At 36.2% G+C, this 22003-nt stretch carries 22 protein-coding genes, 1 pseudogene and 1 CRISPR repeat array; of the genes and pseudogenes, 9 read left to right on the plus strand and 14 right to left on the minus strand.

Annotation, left to right across the window (positions count from 1 at the left end):
- Nucleotides 1-120: 120 nt before the first annotated feature.
- The 5 genes from GQ590_RS03240 to purH form a co-directional block, all read right to left on the minus strand.
- On the minus strand, nucleotides 121-432 hold the full coding sequence (locus GQ590_RS03240) for a hypothetical protein (RefSeq protein WP_160406524.1): 312 nt from the start codon (nucleotides 430-432) through the stop codon (nucleotides 121-123).
- Between the two features lie 10 nt (nucleotides 433-442).
- Nucleotides 443-1111 carry a DUF4225 domain-containing protein gene (locus GQ590_RS03245; protein ID WP_160422531.1) on the minus strand — a complete coding sequence of 223 codons (669 nt, stop codon included), beginning with the start codon at nucleotides 1109-1111 and terminating at the stop codon, nucleotides 443-445.
- A 24-nt stretch (nucleotides 1112-1135) separates the two neighbouring features.
- Complete coding sequence (locus GQ590_RS03250; RefSeq protein ID WP_160422533.1) at nucleotides 1136-1735, minus strand: PAAR domain-containing protein; 600 nt, start codon at nucleotides 1733-1735, stop codon at nucleotides 1136-1138.
- A gap of 134 nt (nucleotides 1736-1869) precedes the next feature.
- Complete coding sequence (gene purD / locus GQ590_RS03255) at nucleotides 1870-3168, minus strand: phosphoribosylamine--glycine ligase (protein WP_160406527.1); 1299 nt, start codon at nucleotides 3166-3168, stop codon at nucleotides 1870-1872.
- A gap of 98 nt (nucleotides 3169-3266) precedes the next feature.
- Nucleotides 3267-4859 (minus strand): bifunctional phosphoribosylaminoimidazolecarboxamide formyltransferase/IMP cyclohydrolase, encoded by a 1593-nt coding sequence (gene purH, locus GQ590_RS03260; protein ID WP_160406528.1) that lies wholly within the window; start codon nucleotides 4857-4859, stop codon nucleotides 3267-3269.
- Nucleotides 4860-5295: 436 nt separating this feature from the next.
- Here purH and GQ590_RS03265 point away from each other — a divergent pair, with 436 nt between their 5' ends.
- From GQ590_RS03265 to GQ590_RS03295, 7 genes are all read left to right on the plus strand, one after another.
- Nucleotides 5296-7197, plus strand: coding sequence for a PTS mannitol transporter subunit IICBA (locus GQ590_RS03265; RefSeq protein WP_160406529.1), 1902 nt, complete (start codon nucleotides 5296-5298; stop codon nucleotides 7195-7197).
- A gap of 77 nt (nucleotides 7198-7274) precedes the next feature.
- Nucleotides 7275-8438 (plus strand): mannitol-1-phosphate 5-dehydrogenase, encoded by a 1164-nt coding sequence (locus GQ590_RS03270; RefSeq protein WP_160406530.1) that lies wholly within the window; start codon nucleotides 7275-7277, stop codon nucleotides 8436-8438.
- 6 nt (nucleotides 8439-8444) lie between these two features.
- Nucleotides 8445-8996: an MltR family transcriptional regulator gene (locus GQ590_RS03275; RefSeq protein WP_160406532.1), complete on the plus strand. Its 552-nt coding sequence runs from the start codon at nucleotides 8445-8447 to the stop codon at nucleotides 8994-8996.
- A 98-nt stretch (nucleotides 8997-9094) separates the two neighbouring features.
- Entirely contained in the window at nucleotides 9095-9352 is a 258-nt protein-coding gene (locus GQ590_RS03280; RefSeq protein WP_160406533.1) for a transposase, read from the plus strand.
- Between the two features lie 20 nt (nucleotides 9353-9372).
- Nucleotides 9373-9681 (plus strand): IS3 family transposase, encoded by a 309-nt coding sequence (locus GQ590_RS03285; protein WP_160406535.1) that lies wholly within the window; start codon nucleotides 9373-9375, stop codon nucleotides 9679-9681.
- A 38-nt stretch (nucleotides 9682-9719) separates the two neighbouring features.
- A complete protein-coding gene (locus GQ590_RS03290) occupies nucleotides 9720-9878 on the plus strand; it encodes a hypothetical protein (protein ID WP_160406537.1) in 159 nt (52 codons plus the stop codon).
- Nucleotides 9879-10093: 215 nt separating this feature from the next.
- Nucleotides 10094-11290, plus strand: coding sequence for an MFS transporter (locus GQ590_RS03295; protein ID WP_160406539.1), 1197 nt, complete (start codon nucleotides 10094-10096; stop codon nucleotides 11288-11290).
- A gap of 72 nt (nucleotides 11291-11362) precedes the next feature.
- On the opposite strand, the gene GQ590_RS03300 is transcribed toward GQ590_RS03295, so the two are convergent.
- Nucleotides 11363-12220 (minus strand): neutral zinc metallopeptidase, encoded by an 858-nt coding sequence (locus GQ590_RS03300; RefSeq protein ID WP_160406542.1) that lies wholly within the window; start codon nucleotides 12218-12220, stop codon nucleotides 11363-11365.
- A 220-nt stretch (nucleotides 12221-12440) separates the two neighbouring features.
- Between GQ590_RS03300 and GQ590_RS03305 the strand changes: the two genes are divergently transcribed.
- Nucleotides 12441-13334 carry a DMT family transporter gene (locus GQ590_RS03305; protein WP_160406544.1) on the plus strand — a complete coding sequence of 298 codons (894 nt, stop codon included), beginning with the start codon at nucleotides 12441-12443 and terminating at the stop codon, nucleotides 13332-13334.
- Nucleotides 13335-13658: 324 nt separating this feature from the next.
- Nucleotides 13659-15164: a glycine betaine/L-proline transporter ProP gene (gene proP, locus GQ590_RS03310; protein ID WP_160406546.1), complete on the plus strand. Its 1506-nt coding sequence runs from the start codon at nucleotides 13659-13661 to the stop codon at nucleotides 15162-15164.
- A 262-nt stretch (nucleotides 15165-15426) separates the two neighbouring features.
- A CRISPR array of direct repeats spans nucleotides 15427-15814; the repeat unit is 28 nt; unit sequence GTTTACCGCCGCATAGGCGGTTTAGAAA.
- A 144-nt stretch (nucleotides 15815-15958) separates the two neighbouring features.
- Here the strand turns inward: proP and GQ590_RS03315 are convergent.
- The 8 genes and pseudogenes from GQ590_RS03315 to GQ590_RS03350 all read right to left on the minus strand — a co-directional run.
- Nucleotides 15959-16213: pseudogene (locus GQ590_RS03315) on the minus strand (helix-turn-helix transcriptional regulator); the annotation flags it as partial.
- 92 nt (nucleotides 16214-16305) lie between these two features.
- Nucleotides 16306-16833: a tail fiber assembly protein gene (locus GQ590_RS03320; RefSeq protein WP_160406552.1), complete on the minus strand. Its 528-nt coding sequence runs from the start codon at nucleotides 16831-16833 to the stop codon at nucleotides 16306-16308.
- 18 nt (nucleotides 16834-16851) lie between these two features.
- Complete coding sequence (locus GQ590_RS03325) at nucleotides 16852-17556, minus strand: hypothetical protein (protein ID WP_160406555.1); 705 nt, start codon at nucleotides 17554-17556, stop codon at nucleotides 16852-16854.
- Between the two features lie 17 nt (nucleotides 17557-17573).
- Nucleotides 17574-18317, minus strand: a complete 744-nt coding sequence (locus GQ590_RS03330; protein WP_160406558.1) for a hypothetical protein — start codon at nucleotides 18315-18317, stop codon at nucleotides 17574-17576.
- 10 nt (nucleotides 18318-18327) lie between these two features.
- Nucleotides 18328-19116 carry a hypothetical protein gene (locus GQ590_RS03335; protein WP_160406561.1) on the minus strand — a complete coding sequence of 263 codons (789 nt, stop codon included), beginning with the start codon at nucleotides 19114-19116 and terminating at the stop codon, nucleotides 18328-18330.
- On the minus strand, nucleotides 19116-21560 hold the full coding sequence (locus GQ590_RS03340) for a phage tail protein (protein WP_160406564.1): 2445 nt from the start codon (nucleotides 21558-21560) through the stop codon (nucleotides 19116-19118). Before GQ590_RS03340 ends, GQ590_RS03335 begins: the two co-directional genes overlap by 1 nt.
- Nucleotides 21550-21753 carry a hypothetical protein gene (locus GQ590_RS03345; RefSeq protein WP_160406567.1) on the minus strand — a complete coding sequence of 68 codons (204 nt, stop codon included), beginning with the start codon at nucleotides 21751-21753 and terminating at the stop codon, nucleotides 21550-21552. The genes GQ590_RS03340 and GQ590_RS03345 overlap by 11 nt, the downstream gene beginning before the upstream one ends.
- 16 nt (nucleotides 21754-21769) lie before the next feature.
- A complete protein-coding gene (locus GQ590_RS03350) occupies nucleotides 21770-22003 on the minus strand; it encodes a hypothetical protein (protein ID WP_065574298.1) in 234 nt (77 codons plus the stop codon).

Raw genomic sequence — 22003 nt, forward strand, 5'->3', positions numbered from 1 at the left:
CTTGGCATGATGAATCGAGTTATGGTTGTTTTTTGCAGAATTATTATAACTCATATCATGCCGTCTAAAAAATAATCACGAAAGAACAACACGCCCTAATTTTATCCTTATTTCAATTACTCATTTCCATTTTTTCCTTTTTATGTATCTACGTGGGGTTTCAAGAAAGCTAATAAAAAATACATACAATATAAAAATAAAAACAGCTGACCAGAAAAAAATAATATTTGAAAAAAGCCCTTCTCCTGGCTGACTTATAATTAACAGGCTATATAAAGAAATAAAATAAAAATAAAAAAGAGCTAAACGTCGTTTACGATTTAAAGTTTTGTCATTATTGTAGTCCATTGCAATATATTCCGAAAAATAGCGCCGAATAAAACACCCAACAATAGCAAAAAAATAATAGCTAACCCACATTTCAACAGCCATGCAAATCTCCTTATTTTATAATATTACCGTCTCTATCTTTTCTATATGCTGAACCATCACTACTTTCACAGCTATAATAATCTGGTGCATCATCATTACCTATTGTGATTATCAATGAACAATTCTCAACAATTTGTCCTGTATTAATAATTGTTTCTGGCTCTTTAACAACCATGCTGACTTGTTTAGTATCTTTATTAAGTATAAAAGCTTTTTTTAATTTTTCACGTAGCTGATAAAAAGATAATAGATCACTACCTATTTCCAAAGTTAATAATTTCTTACTCATTTGTTTGTAAGCGTTTTCTAAATCACGGCGACCATATTTAAATAATTTAAATATTGGATTACCAAACTTATTCAGTTTCGGCACTAATTTCAACTTAGCCCCTACTGACATACTTAAATCTAAACTATCATAAGCAATATCACCAATTGAAGAATCAAAACCTAAAGACTCGGCAGCATCTTTATACCAACTTCTTAAAGGCCCATCAACTTCCATACTTCTGTTGCCTCCATCAATCTCGTTCATAACACCATTAACAATACCAGATCCTCCTTCATATATTCCATTTACTCCATGCGCTATCATAGGGGCACCAATAAGACATGACCATCCCGCAGAACAAAGTGCTACCCCATTTTGAATCATTCCTACACCACCAAAAATAGACAAACCATTTTTCGACCATATAAAACTTTATTCCCATAAATTATTTTCTTCAGTCTTTATTTTCTTTGCACCTTCCTCATAACTCATTTCACCACTTTCAACTTTATTGACAATATTCATGGCATATGTATCAACATCATCAATAAAAGCTTGTTTTATTTCGTTATAATAAAGGTGTTTTTCGCATAGTTCGTGGGTACAGTCCATTAAGCGCTTGGCATCCAATCGAATTTTTGACGTGTCGTCACTCATTTCAAGTGATGAGTCACTTTGCGTATACATCAGGTTTTGAAAAATAGGTAATGAGGTTTCTGAAGAGCTAGGCATTTTAAAACTTGAGCTTTTCGCTGATGAATGACTTGCAACATTAACATAAGCAAAGCTTTTAGTTGCGATAATTCGATTATCGCCTATTGGGCATCTACAAACTACAATGCAACCATCATACGCAGCTGGTTTACCTTCTACAATACAATCATATGTTCCTTCAATAATGGAACCATATCCTTTTGTACATTTAGGACAACTTGCGTAATCGCCTAAGTATGCAATGCCTTGACCTTGAGAAAACCCTCCATTTGATGCGGAAATCACTTTACCACCTGTTGTCGTATCATCGCCCAACACTGCTAATTATTTGTTCACTCCCTTCCCCCATTTTTTTATTAAAAAATTTAATAAGAATTGATGACCATTGCGTTAATTATTCGTTCATACCTACTATGGCGTCATTAAACGCCATAATTAATTAACTTTAGAAATTAAGATTTGTGGCCGTTTTGCTCTCGCTCAATTGCACGGTAACCGATATCATGACGATAAAAACAACCATGCCAATAGATGCCTTTGGCTTGCTGATAAGCGCGCTGTTGTGCTTCAAGTACTGTGTTGCCAAGTGCGGTTATGCACAATACTCGTCCACCATTAGTGTAGACACGCCCTTTTTCTAAACTAGTCCCCGCATGGAAGATTTTACAATCATCGGTTGATTCGCTAGGTAGTCCAAGAATGACATCTTGGGTATTATATTTACTTGGGTAGCCACCAGCGGCAAGCACCACACCTAATGCTGGTCTTGGATCCCATTTTGATTTGACGGTGTCTAATTTGCCTTCTACCGCTGCAAGGCAGAGTTCGGCCAGATCGGATTGCATTCGCATCATAATGGGTTGTGTTTCGGGATCACCAAATCGGCAGTTGAATTCAATAACTTTGGGATTGCCGTCTTTGTCAATCATTAAGCCAGCATATAAAAAGCCGACATAGACGTTGCCTTCTTGCGCCATGCCGTTAACGGTTGGGTAGATGATCTCATCCATTACCCGTTTAAAAACCGCATCAGTTACAACAGGAGCTGGCGAATACGCGCCCATGCCACCTGTGTTTAAACCTGTATCGCCATCGCCAACACGTTTATGATCTTGGCTAGTTGCCATTGGCTCGACATGTTTGCCATCAACCATGACAATAAAGCTGGCTTCTTCACCGTCTAAAAATTCTTCAATCACAACGAGGTGCCCTGCATCGCCAAAGGCGTTACCTGCTAACATGTCATGCACGGCATCTTCGGCTTCTTTTAAGGTCATGGCAACAATCACCCCTTTGCCAGCAGCTAGCCCGTCAGCTTTAATGACAATTGGGACGCCTTTTTCATGAATATAGTTAATAGCTGGAGCAACTTCGGTAAAGTTTTGATATTCTGCGGTGGGGATGTTGTGGCGAGCTAAGAAGTCTTTAGTGAAGGCTTTTGATCCTTCAAGTTGTGCAGCTGCTTTGGTTGGGCCAAAGATTTTTAATCCTGCTTTTTGAAAGCTATCAACAATGCCAATCACTAACGGGGCTTCTGGGCCAACTATAGTTAAATCAATTTGTTCTTGCTGAGCAAAACTAAGCAGTCCCCCCACGTCGGTCGCTTTGATGTTGATATTTTCTAAACTAGGTTCTAGTGAAGTACCTGCATTGCCTGGTGCAACAAAGACTTTAGATACTCGTGGTGATTGTGCAATTTTCCAAGCAAGCGCATGTTCGCGCCCACCATTACCAATGACTAAAACTTTCATAAAAGATCCTTAACGATGTCTTTTTAATAAAAAGGTAAATATAGGTAATTTATTTTTTAATAATAATGAGCAAAGTCGCCACATTATTTATAGTAAAATTAATGCCTAAAATGGCGCATATTTGTAAATATCATTGCAATATTGTGTTCATTCGCAGCTTGGATCACTTCGTCATCACGAATCGAGCCACCGGGCTGAATTACACACGTTACCCCTGCAGCTGCTGCCGCATCAACCCCGTCTCGAAACGGGAAAAACGCATCTGAAGCAACCACAGAACCTGCAACTTCTAGATTTTCGTCTTGCGCTTTGATTCCAGCGATTTTGGCGGAATAAACTCGACTCATCTGTCCTGCGCCAATACCGATTGTCATGTTGTTTTTGGCGTAAACGATGGCATTGGATTTAACAAATTTGGCCACTTTCCAACAAAATAAAGCATCAGACAGTTCTTGCTCTGTTGGTTTGCGTTTGGTGACAACAGTAAGCTCGTTTAGCGATACCATACCTAAATCACGATCTTGCACTAATAAACCGCCATTAACACGCTTAAACTCTAAACTGACCGCTGCAGGCGTTGCCCATTGACCACATTCGAGTACTCGTACATTTTTTTTCGTTTCAATAATGGCTAATGCATCTTGATTGACAATTGGAGCGATGATAACTTCAACAAATTGTTGTTGAACAATCATTTGAGCCGTTGCCGCATCTAATGGGCGGTTAAAGGCAATAATACCACCAAAGGCCGATGTGGGATCGGTTTTATAGGCATTTAAATAGGCGTTTAGGATATTGTCGCTAACCGCAACACCACAAGGGTTGGCGTGTTTGACAATGACACAAGCAGGCTGTTCAAATGATTTGACACATTCAAGCGCTGCATCGGTGTCGGCAATGTTGTTATAAGATAGTGCTTTACCTTGCAGTTGCCTTGCCGTTGCAATCGATGCTTCATTAGCGCCTTCTTCAATATAAAAAGCCGCTTGTTGGTGGCTGTTTTCGCCATAGCGCATGTTCTGTTTTTTTATAAATTGAAGATTTAATGTGCGTGGAAATTGTCCTGCTAGTTTGTTGGTTTCGCCCATATAAGGTGGTACGCGTTGCCCAAAATAGTTGGCAATCATGCCATCATATTTGGCGGTGTGTTCAAAGGCTTTAATGGCAAGGTTGAAACGATATTCAAAAGAAAGGGCGTTTTGGTTATTATCCATCATATTAATGATATTTTCATAATCACCACAATCAACCACTATAGCAACATCTTTATGATTTTTAGCGGCAGAACGCACCATGGTTGGGCCGCCAATATCGATATTTTCAATGGCGTCTTCTAATGTGCAATTTGGTTTGGCAACCGTTTTAGCAAATGGGTAAAGATTGACAACCACCATATCAATCGGTGCAATTTGGTGTTGTTGCATAATGTCATCGTCAACCCCTCGTCTTCCTAAAATAGCACCATGAATTTTGGGGTGTAGTGTTTTGACTCGCCCATCCATCATTTCAGGAAAACCAGTATAATCGGATACTTCGGTTACGGGTATTTGGTTATCCATAAGTAGCTTTGCGGTTCCCCCTGTTGAAAGAAGTTCTACATTTCGTTCTGATAGGGCTTTGGCGAACTCTAAAATCCCGGTTTTGTCGGACACACTAAGTAAAGCACGGCGAATGGGTCGAAACTGCTGCATAAATGGCTCCGAAGTTGATATTAAAATTCAAATTATTAAGTCGCATTATATATAAATTAAGGGGGGATGTTTAGTATTAACTTGCTAATAAAGTAAATAGTCGGTTGTCAAAAGTAGGGTTAATTTAGATATATGTAGGAAAACGTCGAGCTGTTTACACTTCATGGTTAACATAATCCTCTAAAAACTCATAAGGCGTTTTTCTACAATTTATTTTGTAAAAAAGTTTCAAGAAACTATACGTTTTAGTCTATTTTTCTTTGTTCTTCGCTTCTTACACCTTAAAAAAGTGATCCTAATCACAAAAATAAAAAATACCCCCGTTTTAACAGCGTGATATTTATCACACTTATCAAATTTTTTTGATGAATCAAATAACCAAATCCCTCTACAATAACAGCATGATGATTATATCAATCAATAAGGAAAGATTTGTATGACTACATCAAACATTAAACTTAAAGTCCAAAATTTTGGGCGATTTCTGAGTAATATGGTGATGCCAAATATCGGCGCATTTATTGCTTGGGGCTTTATTACTGCAATTTTTTTATATAATCCTAACGATCCATCTGCTGGAGGATGGTTTCCAAATGAAGGCGTATCAACTGCTTTTATCGGACCAATGATCACTTATCTACTTCCATTATTAATTGGTTATACTGGTGGTAAATTGGTTTACGGTGATCGTGGTGGCGTAGTTGGTGCGGTCACCACAATTGGGGTAATTGTTGGCGTATCGATTCCAATGTTTTTAGGCGCAATGATATCTGGACCTTTAGGTGGATGGTGCATTAAACAGTTCGATAAATTCATTGATGGTAAAATCAAAAGTGGCTTTGAAATGTTAGTTAATAACTTTTCAGCTGGCATTATTGGTATGATTCTTGCGCTTATCGCTTATTTTGGAATTGGTCCTGCAGTTGCTTCGTTAACTAATGTACTTATTGTTGCAGTACAATTCATGGTTGATCATGGTTTATTACCACTTACTTCTATTCTGGTTGAACCTGCAAAAATACTATTCCTTAATAATGCTATCAATCATGGTGTATTTACTTCACTAGGTGTAACACAAGTAGCAGAAACTGGAAAGTCTATCTTCTTCTTGATTGAAGCGAACCCTGGTCCTGGATTAGGTTTATTACTTGCTTATATGTTCTTTGGTAAAGGTTCTGCAAAAAGTTCAGCCAGTGGTGCAGCAATCATTCATTTCTTTGGCGGCATTCATGAAATTTATTTCCCATATGTATTAATGAACCCGCGTTTAATTATTGCGGTAATTTTAGGGGGAATGACTGGCGTATTTACTTTAACACTATTTGGCGCTGGATTAAGTTCACCGGCATCACCCGGTTCAATTATCGCCGTTCTTGCGGTCACGCCAAAATCATCAATGCTTGGTGTAATGATTTCTGTCATTGCGGCAACAATGGTTACGTTTATCGTTTCCGCTATTTTATTAAAAACCACCAAAGAAGCAGATAAAAGCCTTGAAGATGCAAAATCGAATATTTCTGCAATGAAAAATGAATCAAAAGGGATTGTAAATGGTACACTTGATCTTGCTAAAGTGAAAAAAATCATAGTAGCTTGTGATGCAGGAATGGGATCAAGTGCTATGGGCGCGGGTGTATTACGTAAAAAAGTTCAAGATGCAGATTTAGATATTTTTGTCACTAATGTTGCGATTAATAATCTACCTGATGATGTTGATATTGTTATCACACATAAAGATTTAACTGATCGAGCAAAACAGCACGCACCAAATGCACATCATATTTCATTAACGAACTTTTTAGATAGTCAATTATATAGCCAACTTGTAGCCGACCTTTTAAGCTCTCAAGCAAGTAGTGGCACAATAGAAACTGCATTAGCAAACAATCAATCGCCTGATAATACTCCTTTATTTAAATTATCTAAACAAAATATTTTTTTAGGACTAAGTGCTAAAAATAAAGAAGAAGCTATTCGCTTTACAGGGCAAAAATTGGTCGATAATGGTTATGTCACACCGACTTACATTGAAGCAATGTTAGAGCGTGAAAAATTAACATCAACTTATTTAGGCGAATCAATAGCCGTTCCACATGGCACTATTGAATCAAAAGATGATGTTATTAAAACGGGGATCGTATTTTGCCAATATCCTGCCGGTGTTCAATTTGGTGATGAAGAAGATGATAAAGCAAAAATTGTGATTGGTATTGCTGCTCGCAATAATGAACATCTTGATGTCATAGCAAAACTGACTAATGCATTAGATGATGAAACTATTATTGCAAAACTGGCAACAACAAATAGTATTGAAGAAGTTTTAGCAATACTGAGCTAACCTAATTCTATTTCCCTCTTGATGTGGGAAATTAAGTTAAACAGTTAAATTAAATTATAAAGTTAAGGATTATTATTATGCAAGCACTACACTTTGGCGCAGGTAACATTGGACGAGGTTTTATCGGTAAATTACTATCCGATGCTGGCGTACAGGTTACATTTGCTGATGTCAATCAACAAATTATTGATGCTATTGCCGCTCGTCATGAATATCCGGTAAATGTTGTTGGCGAGCAATCTACCACTGAGATAGTTAAAAATGTCGATGGGATTAATAGCACCTCTAATGAAGTGATCGATTATATTGCCAGCGTTGATTTACTTACCACTGCCGTTGGTTCACAAATCTTGGCGCGTATTGCTCCAACAATTGCCCAAGGAATTATTACAAGACATAATCAAGGTAACACTAAGCCACTTAATATTATTGCTTGTGAAAACATGGTACGAGGTACCAGCCAATTTAAACAAGAAATTTTTAAAGCGTTACCAGAAGAACTTCAGCAATGGACAAATACCCATATTGGTTTTGTCGATTCAGCCGTGGATCGTATTGTACCACCTGCAACATCAAAAACAGGTGATATTCTTGAAGTCACTGTTGAAACTTTTTCGGAATGGATTGTTGATGAAACACAATTTGTCGGTAATATCCCCTCAATTAATGGAATGCAACCCGTTGATAATTTAATGGCTTTTGTGGAACGTAAGTTATTTACACTTAATACTGGTCACGCAATAACTGCTTATTTAGGATTTTATAATGGTATTGGCACAATACGTGATGCAATTCTAGACGAACGTATTCGTTTAATTGTACGCGGAGCCATGGAAGAGAGCGGGTTAGTACTTATCAAACGTTACAATTTTGATGAGCAAAAACATATGGCATATATTGAAAAAATATTATCCCGCTTTGAAAATCCTTATTTACAGGATGATACTGCACGTGTTGGTCGTCAGCCAATTCGTAAATTAGGCGCAGACGATCGTTTAATAAAACCATTACTTGGCACCTTTGAATATCAAGTTAAAAATACTAACTTACTAATTGGAGTTGCTGCTGCGCTTAACTATCGTAATAATGATGATGAGCAAGCAGTTAAACTAGAAAAACTCATTACTGAAAAAGGCGTTAAACAAGTTTTTTGTGAAATCTCTGGTATTGACGTTAATAATTCTATTGTTATGAAGGTTGAAGAAATTTATACTGCAATGCAAAATCATCAATTTATATAACAGCTAATGCCTGAATCGATATTGCAAGAAGATACGATATTAGAAAAACTCAACCAGCAAGCTGATATTCACAGCTTGCTAAAAGTTGCCATTAAATTAATTAATGATAATGTCAACAAATTGATTCTTAAAGTCTTCCGAAAAGAGCCTCACGCCATTAAATTTGTTATTCCCTCATTGGTGGGTAAAAATGGACCTCTCAATGATACCTCAGTGTGCCTAAAACTGCTTTATGTGTTGGGTATTATTTCTCGTGAGGATTACGAAGATATAGAGCTACTGATTGCTGTTTTGGACGAACTAGAGCTAGACGACAAACAATACACTTATTTAGATGATGAAATTTTAGGTCCTATTAGCTTATTACATGATATGGTATTACCACCAAGCTGGGAATCGCAACACGAAAAAGTAAAACAATCAGGTATTGTCGATACTTTAAAATCTTCCATTTACCAAAATCGCTATCAACAAATGATACGCTCGGCACTCATCATCGCTATCACAGAGTTAACGGTTCGAATCATTAATAAACAAAAGATTGACTATTTTCCATAATAATATTGATTGTATATTTTGTTGATGTAACTCTCCCCCAAAATAGCACAACAAAAAAGTAGAAAATTCTCTATGATAAAAGTAAAGGGGATTTAATTATGAAAAAAATGACTGAACATCAAATCATCGCTATTTTAAAAGAAGCTGAAGCGGGTATTCCCGTTAAAGAGCTTTGCCGTAAATATGGCATGGGCAACTCGACTTTTTATAAATGGCGAGAAAAATATGGCGGAATGGAAAGCTCAGATATCAAACGCTTAAAGGAACTGGAGGCTGAAAACCGCAAGCTTAAGCAGATGTTTGCCGAACTGAGCTTAAAATCCCAGCTTCAGGAAGAAATCATAAAAAAGCTGTAGTGCCCACAAAGGCACGTAAAATGTGGGCACAGCAACTACAACAAAATCATTCTGTTACTATTGCTATGAGTTGTGCCATTGTTGGTTTAAGCCGTTGTGCTTACTATTATCAGCCTAAGTTACTGGATGATTCGGTGATTGTTTTGGTGTTGAATGCTATCACAGACCGGCATTTACGCTGGGGCTTTCCTAAATGCTTTAATCGTATCAGAAAGCTCGGCTATAAATGGAATCATAAACGGGTGTATCGGGTGTATTGTGAATTAAAGCTTAATCTCAGGGTAAAGCGAAAAAACGCATTCCTCCACGATGCCCGGAAAGGTTATTAGTCACCAATAAGCAAGGTGAATGTTGGTCAATGGATTTTATGAGTGACAGCAGTCAAAATCAACGCCGCTTTAGGACCTTCAATGTCATCGATGATTTTAATCGTGAGGCGTTAGGTATTGATATTGCGGTCAGTTTACCTGAGGTAGAATCACCCATTATCTGGATAAACTGGCTCAATACCATGGTTATCCGTTAAAAATACGGGTCGATAATGGACCTGAATTTACTGGAAAACGCCTTATGAGTTTTTAGAGGATTATTTTAACCATGAGGCGTAAACAACTCGGCGTTTTCCTACACATTTATAGAAAAATTTGAGTTGTTTACATTTCATGATTTAGTTTGAATTTTATTACTTTTATGCCAATTTTAAGTATATAATCGACACAAATCCCTCTACTATGTATTGTTATGACTAAGGTATCTTCGTTTCGTCAAAAACAGAGCATTATTTTTATTGCTTTTTTAACCACTACGTTTATTGTTGGTGTTGCAGGGGCGTTGCAATCGCCTACGTTAAGTCGTTTTTTATCATTTGAAGTAAATGTTAATCCTCGTTTGGTTGGATTGTTTTTTTCGGTGAATGCGTTGGCAAGTATCATTGGTAGCTTTTTGTTAGCTAAATATTCAGACCAAAAAGGCGATAGGCGGCATATTGTTATATTTTGTTGCTTAATGGGCGTTGCTAATAGTGTAATATTTGCCTTTTCTCGGCACTATGTTGTTTTGATTACGTTGGGGGTTTTATTTGCTGCTTTATCATCGGCTGCGATGCCTCAAGTTTTTGCTCTTGCGCGTGAATATGCGGTAAAAACAGGGCGTAATGTGGTAGCGTTTAATTCGTTAATTCGTGCACAGCTTTCTTTGGCATGGGTGATTGGACCGCCACTTTCATTTGGTTTAGCCGTTAATTATGGTTTTACAGCCATGTATTTAAGTGCCATGTCTATGTTTGTTGTGGCAATGTTATTTGCTATGTTTTTTTTGCCGTCGGTTGAAAAAAATCCAACCTCACAACTTGATAATTCGATTGATATAAAATCAGCCGAACAACCACTATTTAAAAATAGGAATGTGATTTGTTTGTTGCTTTCTACTGTGTTTATGTGGACAGCCAATACGATGTATATCATCGATATGCCACTTTATGTGGATTCTGTATTGCATTTATCAAATTCATTACCGGGGCAATTAATGGGGTTAGCGGCAGGTATTGAAATTCCTGTTATGCTCATTGCAGGCTATTTAGTTCCAAAATTGGGCAAAAGAAATTTATTTTTTATCGCCATTGTTTGTGGTTTGTTATTTTATATCGGTATGATTTTATTGACAGATAAATTTGCTTTATTTGCTTTGCAACTTTTTAATGCGCTTTTTATCGGTATTGTGGCAAACATTGGTATTATTTATTTTCAAGATTTGTTACCAACAAGAATGGGGGTTGCTTCAACCTTATTTAATAATGGCATTATTTGTAGTGTGATTTTGGCAGGTGTGATTCAAGGCTTTGTTTCTGATTCTTATGGGCATGAGGTTATTTATTGGATTGCATTTGCGATGGTTGCCATTTCATTACTGTTTTGTGCTTTGGTGAATGATAAAAGTTGATGAGGTTGTTGGTTAAATTGTCTTCCTAATTAGGGAAGACAATTGTTAACGTTTTTACTTTTTATTAGCAAATTATTCAGCAAAGGTATTGCACTGACTAAGTGAACCGTTATCAAATCCTTTTTTAAACCATGTATAACGTTGTTTTGATGAGCCATGGGTAAAGCTGTCAGGCATAACATAACCATCATTTTGTTGTTGTAATCGATCGTCACCAATAGCTTGTGCCGTTTTTAGAGCTTGTTCTATATCGCCCACTTCAAGAATATTTTGTTTTTGCATCGCATTGCCCCACATACCCGCATAACAATCTGCTTGTAATTCTAATTTTACCGATATTTGGTTTTTGGTGGTGTCTGATTGGCCTTGTGTTCGTTGTGCCACTTGGTTAAATGTTCCCAGTAAATTCTGTACATGGTGTCCTACTTCGTGGGCGATAACATAACCTTGCGCAAAATCACCTCCACCACCAAGACGTTGTTTCATTTCTTGATAAAAGGAGAGGTCTAAATATACTGTTTTATCAATATTACAATAAAATGGCCCCATCATTGCTTGACCTGTACCACACGATGTTTGGGTTGCATGAGTATATAGCACCAATTTAGGTGGGACATAAGTTTTGCCTAAGCGTTGGAATTGTTCGCTCCAGTAATCTTCGGTACTGGCTAAAATTATTGAGGTAAATTTAGCCGCTTCGTTATCATCTGCGGTATATTCTGACGAGGTTTGTTGTGTACTGTCTGGAGTTATTAGGTCGGAACTAAGTAATCCCGTTAAATCAACACCATAATAACCCGCCACTAAAACCACAATAAATAAAGCAATTTTGCCTTTGCCTTTAATAGGAATTACAGTTCCCATCCCACTGCTTGATTGTGAGCGGCGATCTTCAATGTTGTCGCTCTCTCTTTGGTCTTTCCAACGCATAAGAAGTACCTTGTCAGTTTTGGTTTTGTTATTTTAATGGATAATGATTAAGGATACTAGATTAAGTCAATGCTATCGTTGTAATTCGGAAAAGTAATAATGAGTAAAATGAGAGCAGTAGGTAACAATGTAATTTAATAGGTTATTTTTTTGCGTTAATTTAGGTATATAATGTGGTCAATTCTATCATATTTTTTTCATTCTGATATCAGGGTATTATATGCCGTATCTATTGCTTACTTTAGCTGCTTGTTTTTGGGGCGGAAATTATGTTGTTGGGCGTGTTTTGGTAACGCAAGCCGATCCCATTGTTATATCTGAAGGGCGTTGGGTTATTACGGCTGTGTTGTTATTAGGATTGTATCATCATCAAGTGCGTAATGATCTTTCTAAAATTAAAAAGTCGATAGGGCCAATTTGTTTACTGGCAATTTTTGGTCAGATTTTGTTCCCTTTAACACTTTATATTGGATTGCAATATACTTCATCGCTTAATGCATCAATTTACCTTTCGGCAACGCCCGGCATGGTTTTAGTAATGAATAAATTATTATTTAATGATTCAATTTCAAAAAATAATATTTTAGGTGTGTTGTTTAGCACAATTGGCGTGGTTTATTTGATTTTACAAGGCAATCTAACCAATTTAAATGCATTGAGCAATATTAACAAAGGCGACTTGTGGGCAATGGCATCGGCCATGAGTTGGGCATGTTATAGTACTTTTTTACGTTTAAAAGATAAATCAATTGCAGGCAATGCTTTTGTGACAGTCAGTGCCGTGTTAGGCTCTTTGATGTTACTACCTATTGCTTTAGTGTATTTCTATTTTTATCCCGTTGAAAACTTAGCGCATTATACTGATACCAGTTTCGTACTTGGTATATTGTATATTGCTATTTTTGCTTCTTGGTTATCTTATTTGTTTTGGAATAGGGGGATTGCTGAAATTGGCGCAAGCCGTGGACAGATTTATACTCATATTATTCCATTATCTGGCGGTGTTTTTAGTATTCTATTTTTGCATACCGAAATTGCGAGTTTTCATATTATCAGTACGTTATTTATTGTTATTGGTATTTACCTTTGTTCGAAAAAAAACGATGGTTCATAATTATATTTAACAAAAGCAAAATCAGGCTGTGTAGCTGTTGCATTTTACAAAATGGGATATTTTGTTATACTTGACGGACAATTTTCGTGAAAAGGAATTGTTTTTACCGTTAACAAGTCGCAATATAGCTAGTCGAAATTACTTACCCGTTTTTGCTTTTTATTGTCCTCTTTTTTGTTTTGTTGGATTTTGCATCAATCTTTATTAACTGTTTTAGCGTATTTTATGTAATACCGCTGATGTTCGTTTTGCATTACACAATGATATCAATGGTGTTACTTTATTATTCCTTTTCTGTGTCTAATTTTAAATAGGCGGTATGTTATGAAAAAAGCAGTAAGATTTAAAAGGAAACCATTAAATATTAATGATATTACTATTATTGATGATAACAAATTAAGAAAGGCAATTATTGCAGCAGCACTGGGCAATGCGATGGAGTGGTTTGATTTTGGGGTTTATGGGTTTTTGGCGTATGTTTTAGGGAAGGTGTTTTTTCCTGATGCGTCGCCAAGTATTCAAGTTGTGGCTGCTTTAGCGACTTTTTCGGTTCCTTTTTTAGTTCGCCCATTAGGCGGTTTAGTTTTTGGTGTGCTTGGTGATAAGTTGGGGCGCCAAAAAATTCTTTCTGTCACCATTATTATTATGTCACTGAGTACATTTTGTATCGGGCTTATTCCTTCTTATGCCACCATTGGTATTTTTGCACCACTTTTATTATTACTCGCAAAATTAGCTCAAGGCTTTTCGATCGGCGGTGAATATTCCGGTGCGGCCATTTTTGTTGCAGAATACTCGCCAGATCGTAAGCGTGGCTTTATGGGGAGCTGGTTAGATTTTGGTTCAATTGCTGGGTTTTTAGTTGGTGCAGGTTTGGTCGTACTTTTATCAAGCATTCTTGGCGAGGCGAAATTTCAAGGTTGGGGCTGGCGAATTCCATTTTTGTTTGCTTTGCCATTGGGATTAATTGGTCTTTATTTACGTCATGCATTAGAAGAAACCCCCGCATTTCAGCAACATACCGATGAACTGGAAAACAATGAAAATACAAATACCGAAAATCCTCCTCAAATGACATTTAAAGCGATCTTTACTCAATATTGGAAGAGTTTATTAGTTTGTGTTGGATTGGTGATTATTACCAATGTGACTTATTATATGTTGCTTACTTACATGCCAAGTTATTTATCACATAACTTACATTATCGTGCTGATCATGGGGTGTTAATTATTATTGCTATTATGATCGGAATGTTATTTGTACAGCCTATGATTGGCTTTATTAGTGATAAAATTGGACGCAGGCCTTTTATAGTGGGAGGGAGTTTAGGATTACTGATTCTTGCTTATCCTGCATTTATGATGATTAACAGTGATGTTATTGGACTTATTTTTATTGGTCTATTAATTTTAGCTGTATTACTTAACTGTTTTACGGGAGTAATGGCTTCTATTTTACCTGCTATTTTCCCAACAAGTATTCGTTACAGTGCTTTGGCTATATCCTTTAATATTTCGGTACTCATTGCAGGGGCAACACCAACTATCGCAGCTTGGTTGGTTGAAGCGAGTGGTGATTTATATATGCCAGCTTATTATTTAATGGTGGTTGCATTAGTTGGATTAGTGACAGGTTTAAAAATGAAAGAAACCGCCAATAAACCGCTTCGAGGCGCAACACCTGCCGCATCGGATCGCTCAGAAGCCAAAGAGATTTTATCGGATCACTTTGATTCAATAGAGCAAAAAGTGGAAGATATCCAACAACAGATCGATACCTTACAAAAACAGCGTCAAGATTTGGTCGATCAGCATCCTAAATTAGATTGATCTTTTATTTTTGGGTTTTGTATGTTTTGTTTTAAAACATACAAAACTAAAGTTTAATAAAATCAATACGCTACCTGAGTGTTCTTTAACGGTAAAATTAGCACATCATAAAAATAACCAAAACGCTGCCAACCCTTTTTTTTATTGATAAATTAAAACAAATAAAAACAAAGCATTATAGAATAGCTACAAAAAAGGGTTTTTGAAAACAGAAATCCTATTTGCCTTTTGCTAAACAAGGTTTATAGTATATCGGCTTCTAGTTTACCGCCGCATAGGCGGTTTAGAAAAAATGACGCCTGTTATTGGTTGGTTACTGATTGTTTACCGCCGCATAGGCGGTTTAGAAAATTGATTGCCATTTGCTCGTGATTTCCACGAAGTTTACCGCCGCATAGGCGGTTTAGAAAAATGCACGACATCGAGGATTGGTCTGAAAAAAGTTTACCGCCGCATAGGCGGTTTAGAAAAACATCAACAAAAAATAAACCAAGTTCGTTCAGTTTACCGCCGCATAGGCGGTTTAGAAATGCGAGCAAAACCGCCTTTTTAGTACCATAAAGTTTACCGCCGCATAGGCGGTTTAGAAAGACAGCGTCATAGATGAATTTGACACCAATATGTTTACCGCCGCATAGGCGGTTTAAAAATTCAGGCATCATTATTTAACAGTATAACGTTCATTTCTGTATAACTGCTTATTGAGTCTTAACTCGCTAAACAAGGACGATGAATATGTGTAATTGTGGCACAATGTAAAAAACAAAAGAGTTTGACAGTTAACTGTGAAAAAATTATTTGCACATTAACTTACTATGATATTGTCGACGATACTGTGTTGGTGTTCGCTCTGTCTTTTTTTTAAAAATCCGACAAAAATAATTACTATCTTTAAACCCCGATGCTAGAGCAATTTCTTTTATATTTAGATCATAATCCTTTAATAGCGATTTTGCATATTCTAAGCGAATATGATTTAGATATTCATTTAGCCCTATTTTTCCCTCGCTTTGAAATAGATGTGATAAGTAATTGGGTGAAATGTAAAACATATTATGATGCGGCGTGTGATAATTATTGTTTAAATTAATTGATAATTAACCACGCCGTTGATTTCTATATTTGAAAGTGAATTACAACTTTACGGCTTTTCTGGAAATACAACGTCAACATTGTTTAAATCTAGTTCGTATAAATCGATAGTGTAGAGTTCTAACTTTTCTAAACGAGTTTTATCTGCTTCAGATGCTCTGCGTAGTCGAATTGCTCGATTAATGATTTCAATTTCTGTATTAGCGTCATTTAATAATGAATCTCTAATAGTTACATTTTTTTTGATTTTAAACTCTCGTTTTTCTTCTTCATCTAAAATCCATTTTTTGCCATCCCATCTGCAAAATTCAAACGGTTCTAACAGTGTAAAACCATCTTTGATTTTACCAAGATAATCGATTTTTTCCGCACTTTTCGTTTCAATGTTATATACAGTTTTCTCTCGATTGTCTTCAATTAAAATCCATTTGCCGTTCTGTTCACACGGCCAATAACCTTCTTTAAATGAAGGGGCTATCCGTAGCGCATTATCAGGCGGTAATGTGTCATCGTTCGCTTCTAATTGATGTGTAAATGGTCTTAGTTCATTTGTGTTATCAAAATAATAATTAATCATGGTTTTTACCTTTTAGTTTTAAACGCCGAGATAAATCGCGGGTGTTTTCCCTTCATTAAGAACTGTATTTTCAGGCCCAGTTGGCACAACATTAGATGCTCTAAAATCATACCCCCATGCATGCCACTCTTTTTTTGGCTGGAATGCACCATTTTCTGGATAAATAGCGCTCGTTCCCAAAAAAGCACCTCTGGCATAATTGGAATGGAAATCTACAACACCTGTATCAAAGTGTCCCCAAATATCGCGAATTGCATCACATTCAACGCTACCTACTTGTCTGTTAGTTCCATCAACTGCACGCTCAAAATAACCACGACCGTCTGGCGCAAATGCGGTGGGTACATTGATATATTGTTGACCATTAATTACTTTAATAGTTATTTTGTAATCTTCTTTGTAGTTTGCAGATAAACTATTTAAAGCTCGGCCTTGGGGTGAATCTAGTAAATAGTTATCTCCATTTCTAAAATACCAACCAAAAGGTAGTTCCGATGCTCTAAACGCCATTAGTTTTTGTTCACCTATAACGTATGGTTTTTCCGCTCCGGCAATCATCAAATCCCAAAATTCATTTTTTGTAGGATTAACACCTTTTACATTTTTACGAGCTATCCAGCTTGAGCCTCCAAATCCCACAACATCATCTTTTGTGTATTGTGTTGAACTGGCATATTCGCCACACCAGTTGAATCTAATGTTTCCTAAGTTAATTGTTGCCATTTTTAACCTCTCTTTTCTTATATAACCATCAATAGTTCTTTGTCATTAACAATAAATTCACACCCACCGGGTGCAATTATCCACTCAAGAAATTCAGAAATATGTAATGTTTTGTTATCTATATTTCCTGCTGTTTCTAAAATCAATTTTGCACCATCTCTTTTAAAACCATAGAATTGTGTAGCTACGCTTTGTGCTATTTGTTTTATGCTCTCAATTTTTGCTATAAATTCGTTTGAATTTTCAATGACCAACCATGGTTTTCCGTTATTTATTTCATCTATTACATTTGTTTGTGGTAAAACAATATGTGGTAAACTTCCTGCCCAAGCATAATATTTTTTAGTTTGTTCGTTGTAGACAATTTCATTTCTTGTATTTATAGAACATCCATCATTGAAGTTACCAATTGACTCATAGCCGATCTTAGCCTCGATTAGCCGATTTACTTGTTTTTGTAGTTTTTCATCATTACAGTCGACATACTCTTTATTAACGGCATCGTTTTTGTTTTCTGGTTTTTTTAAATTTTCGATGCGATTACACTTAGCATCAAAATTGGAATTATCTTTAGATGCAGATAATGTAAACTCTAATGCACTATTAATTGTATCAACTTCTCTTTTTAAATATTGTGTTCTGTTTGCTAGTTCGTGATGGGGCTTGTTTGCTATACCACGCACACCACCGCCGACGCGGTCTTTTCGCTGAATGAGATATACATTATTTTCCCATGTTGCTTCTTCAATTAAATGTTCCATTATGTTTCCTCTAATATGCAAATTGGTATCGTTCATCATAAGCAATTTCATCATCGTATAAGATGTCGTTGAAATCATTAAACTGTATTATTCTGCCGAATAGTCCAAAATCTGATTTGGGATTTTTTGATAAATCAGGTAATAACTGTAATGTAGTTTCAACATTTGAAAATTCTGATTTATCATCAATCAAGCTGATAAATTCAATGGGATCTAATGACAAGCGATAAAGCTCGATGTTGATTGGTTTATCGTCTATTATGTTTTTTCCTTCATATCGAAGTGAAAAATCGTTAGGCTCATTATTTAAAATGCTAATACCGCTTAATCCTGAATAATCATATTCAACTAGAAGCCGTTGCGATTTTGGTTTTGTTATAAAGATAATTGAACCAGCTTTACAATCTACAATGTAATCAATATTTTCATTTAGATTTTCAATAAAAACGTCTCTTATATTTTGATGTTGTAAATAGATTGTCATGCCTGATTTTATATTTCTGAACTCTTCTTCAGTCCAACCCTGTTGATGTGATACAGACTTTCCTCGCAACAATAATTCAAGATTTTCTAGTGAACGATCAAACCAAGTTGCAGTAACGTTTCCCCCTGTGAAAGTAATAAACCTTTTGCCGTTAACTAATCGTCCACCAATACTGCGTTTACTATATTGTTCTTCAAATTCAAAATTGATTTTTAACGAAGATACATCACCAACCCATCGCCATTGATGATCATCTATTATAGGTGCTAAAAACACTTTTCCTTGACCGTAATAATATTCACTTTGATTAGACATTATTTGCTCTCCACAGTGATATGACCTTCAGGCAGTGTTGTTACAAATTTTTGTAATGATTCATAACCATCTCGAATGCTATATAAAGTTAAAATGTGTAAATCATCATAAATATAGTCTTCACGGGATGAATACGGTAATAATATGAATGTATCAGTGGTATTAAATTTCCACAGAATTTCTTTTGTATAATAGTCAGCAATTTCTATTTTATAGACAGTGCCATCTTCAGGGCCTATATTATCTGATAAACAATCAATTAACTGATCTGCTTGCAATACTCTGTCACGATGTGAAAATGTTAATACATAATTATCGGCTTCATCGATAGAATCGGGGTATAAGACTTCGTTTATTTTTATATTTCCCGGCAAATAAGGGCGTATTTGTCTATTCGACATTACAACGCTTTCTATTGGTGCTATTTCTTGATTTAACACTCCTATATTTGTTTGTGTTAATAGTCTTACTTGAACTTTTTCACCTGATAAATATTCAATACTATCTTGGTATATCGCGTTCATGTAGTAACGGATTTTAGAACCACATTTATGGGAACTTGGTAGTGAGTCAAGGCAACCTCGTCCCACTGTAATTATGTTATTTTCAATTGCATCAACACGCATGAACTCATCATTAATTAATATTCCTTCACCAATGCTTGGTTGACAATCAGAATTGATTTCAAATTTTGTTGTTAGTTTTCCGATATCGTTTATTAGTGTTGCTTTTGGAGTCCAATCTCCTTGACTTTGTGTAACAAAGTCAGTTCCCATTGCACGAGATTGTAAAATATAATTAATTGATGCTGAGGTTGGTGCTGATGCCATAACACCTATGTATCCTGACGATGGTTTTACATAATCTAGATCCGCTGCGCTCAATGTTGATACAAGAACCGCATAAGGTAATTCAATAAGTTGTACATCATTAACTGCCCGAATTGAATTATCTGGTGCTACCCATTCGCTTGTTTGTTGTGATGTACTGTAAGATGTTGATGACAAACTAAAAACATCCTGCACGCCAGTTATTAATAAAGCACCATCATTTTGTTCTTCTATTTTTCCGACGCGTAAAATCATATTTTCAATATCACGGTCAGGTAAAGATACACGGAAACACGATGCCGGCTCTAATATGCCGCCACGTCTATCAAATTTAATGATTAAACGTGTAATGCCCGCTGCATTCATTTCAAGATCTCGCTCAGCCACGCGAGCGGCCAGTTCTTGTGTTGGCACTGCTTTATATTCAACTGAATTACTAATTAAGCCTACTTGTTGAATAGAAGCTAGATTTTGAGCACGAACAGTTCCATCTTCATGTGTTACAGGATTACTATATGTAACAACTATTTCATTATATGTAGCATCATTACTCGCTGAATCATCATCTTGTACTGATAAAATACCGTTATCATAATTAAATAATGGTAATTTTTCTGGATCATAGTCGTTGCGAATCAGCTTTAATGTTAATTTCCCGGTTGATAAATCAGCATATTGAGCAGCTCCAATATGGTCTAAAATTTGCTGTATAAATGTTTGCAGTTGGTCTTGTCGGTTGTATCGAAAACATAAACCAAACTTTTCATTAAATAGTGTGTCTGCCACTTTTTTAAAACTTTCAATATCGATTTCATCCCAGTTTAAGCCACGTCCCCAATCTCGATTGGTTGCGCACTCGAATAATATGTGTGCAGGATTCATTGCATGAATATTACGAATATTATTAGTTACTGCTGCACGCAACTTAGCAAGCTTTTGTTTTATTTTCTCAATTTTCTTTTTTTCTTTCTCTTTTTTCTTCTCTTCTTCATTTTGTTTGGGGGCTTTATTATTACCTATACCATTGATATTAGGTTTTAATTCAATTTCATTTTCATTTTTATTTTTGTTTTCGTTCATTAAAAGGAGAATTAAATCTTCAACAGGTAATTTGCTTTTTATCTCATCTTCAACACCAATAATTTCTGATGCATCGTCACGCAACATGATTGTGCATTTTTCAGGATACCAAACATTTCCTTTATCCCACCCTTTCGCTGTACGACGAACTCGGTAAGACCAAGGTTTTGGTGATGCACTGTAACAACTGATTAATCCTGAATAAAATGTTGTGACCACACCACGAAATCCCGGAATCAATCCTTTTAAAATACTTTTTAAACTATTTGATGGAATTTGGTTTGGTTCACCCATCATTATTTCAAGGTTCCCCTGAATACCACCTTCACCACCAGTGTCCTCACCACCAAATAAATTGGGTTTATTTATATAAATAGAGCAATTCGTATTTGCTTCGCCTTCTTTTCCCAACCACACAATTTTCTTATCAGCTGTAATCGCAACAATAGAATCAATTGGACCACGACCTAACCCGCAAAATAAATCCCATGAATAACGATATCCTACGGTAACCTTTTTCTTTTTAGATCCCATTTAACTTCATCCCTGTTTTTGCAATATTGACAATATGTATCGCTAACGCATCACCTGTTTTTAAAACTATTTCTGAATCAATATATCCATCACGAATAAACGCATTTAAATCTAAGTTATAGCGTTTAAAAAACTCACGTAATCCTCCGGCACAGCCACCGCCCGCACGAATATGTTCCATTGTTATTTTCATAATAAATGCTCCAAAATTACTTACGAATTGCACTATAACGATAATTGCCATAACCAAGCACAAACCAATCCGCAGTCCAGCAGTCGCCAAAAAACACACATTGGGGAGTACCCTCATCAGGTATCGGCATATTCCAATCATCTTCAGTTGCTGCAGTTGGACGATTACTTTTGGGTTGTTTCGCAGTAACACGTGCAATCACATAACTGGCAACAATAACAGCAACAAATTTAGCAACAGCCCACCACAC

Origin of the sequence: Gilliamella sp. Lep-s35 (genome assembly GCF_009795845.1) — a bacterium.
Classification (GTDB): Bacteria; Pseudomonadota; Gammaproteobacteria; order Enterobacterales; family Orbaceae; genus Gilliamella.

Coding starts and splice junctions, on each gene's coding strand:
- GQ590_RS03240 (WP_160406524.1), bottom strand. CDS start 432: ATGGCTGTTGAAATGTGGGTTAGCTATTATTTTTTTGCTATTGTTGGG.
- purD (WP_160406527.1), bottom strand. CDS start 3,168: ATGAAAGTTTTAGTCATTGGTAATGGTGGGCGCGAACATGCGCTTGCT.
- purH (WP_160406528.1), bottom strand. CDS start 4,859: ATGCAGCAGTTTCGACCCATTCGCCGTGCTTTACTTAGTGTGTCCGAC.
- GQ590_RS03265 (WP_160406529.1), top strand. CDS start 5,296: ATGACTACATCAAACATTAAACTTAAAGTCCAAAATTTTGGGCGATTT.
- GQ590_RS03270 (WP_160406530.1), top strand. CDS start 7,275: ATGCAAGCACTACACTTTGGCGCAGGTAACATTGGACGAGGTTTTATC.
- GQ590_RS03275 (WP_160406532.1), top strand. CDS start 8,445: ATGCCTGAATCGATATTGCAAGAAGATACGATATTAGAAAAACTCAAC.
- GQ590_RS03280 (WP_160406533.1), top strand. CDS start 9,095: ATGAAAAAAATGACTGAACATCAAATCATCGCTATTTTAAAAGAAGCT.
- GQ590_RS03285 (WP_160406535.1), top strand. CDS start 9,373: ATGTGGGCACAGCAACTACAACAAAATCATTCTGTTACTATTGCTATG.
- GQ590_RS03290 (WP_160406537.1), top strand. CDS start 9,720: ATGAGTGACAGCAGTCAAAATCAACGCCGCTTTAGGACCTTCAATGTC.
- GQ590_RS03295 (WP_160406539.1), top strand. CDS start 10,094: ATGACTAAGGTATCTTCGTTTCGTCAAAAACAGAGCATTATTTTTATT.
- GQ590_RS03300 (WP_160406542.1), bottom strand. CDS start 12,220: ATGCGTTGGAAAGACCAAAGAGAGAGCGACAACATTGAAGATCGCCGC.
- GQ590_RS03305 (WP_160406544.1), top strand. CDS start 12,441: ATGCCGTATCTATTGCTTACTTTAGCTGCTTGTTTTTGGGGCGGAAAT.
- proP (WP_160406546.1), top strand. CDS start 13,659: ATGAAAAAAGCAGTAAGATTTAAAAGGAAACCATTAAATATTAATGAT.
- GQ590_RS03320 (WP_160406552.1), bottom strand. CDS start 16,833: ATGATTAATTATTATTTTGATAACACAAATGAACTAAGACCATTTACA.
- GQ590_RS03325 (WP_160406555.1), bottom strand. CDS start 17,556: ATGGCAACAATTAACTTAGGAAACATTAGATTCAACTGGTGTGGCGAA.
- GQ590_RS03330 (WP_160406558.1), bottom strand. CDS start 18,317: ATGGAACATTTAATTGAAGAAGCAACATGGGAAAATAATGTATATCTC.
- GQ590_RS03335 (WP_160406561.1), bottom strand. CDS start 19,116: ATGTCTAATCAAAGTGAATATTATTACGGTCAAGGAAAAGTGTTTTTA.
- GQ590_RS03340 (WP_160406564.1), bottom strand. CDS start 21,560: ATGGGATCTAAAAAGAAAAAGGTTACCGTAGGATATCGTTATTCATGG.
- GQ590_RS03345 (WP_160406567.1), bottom strand. CDS start 21,753: ATGAAAATAACAATGGAACATATTCGTGCGGGCGGTGGCTGTGCCGGA.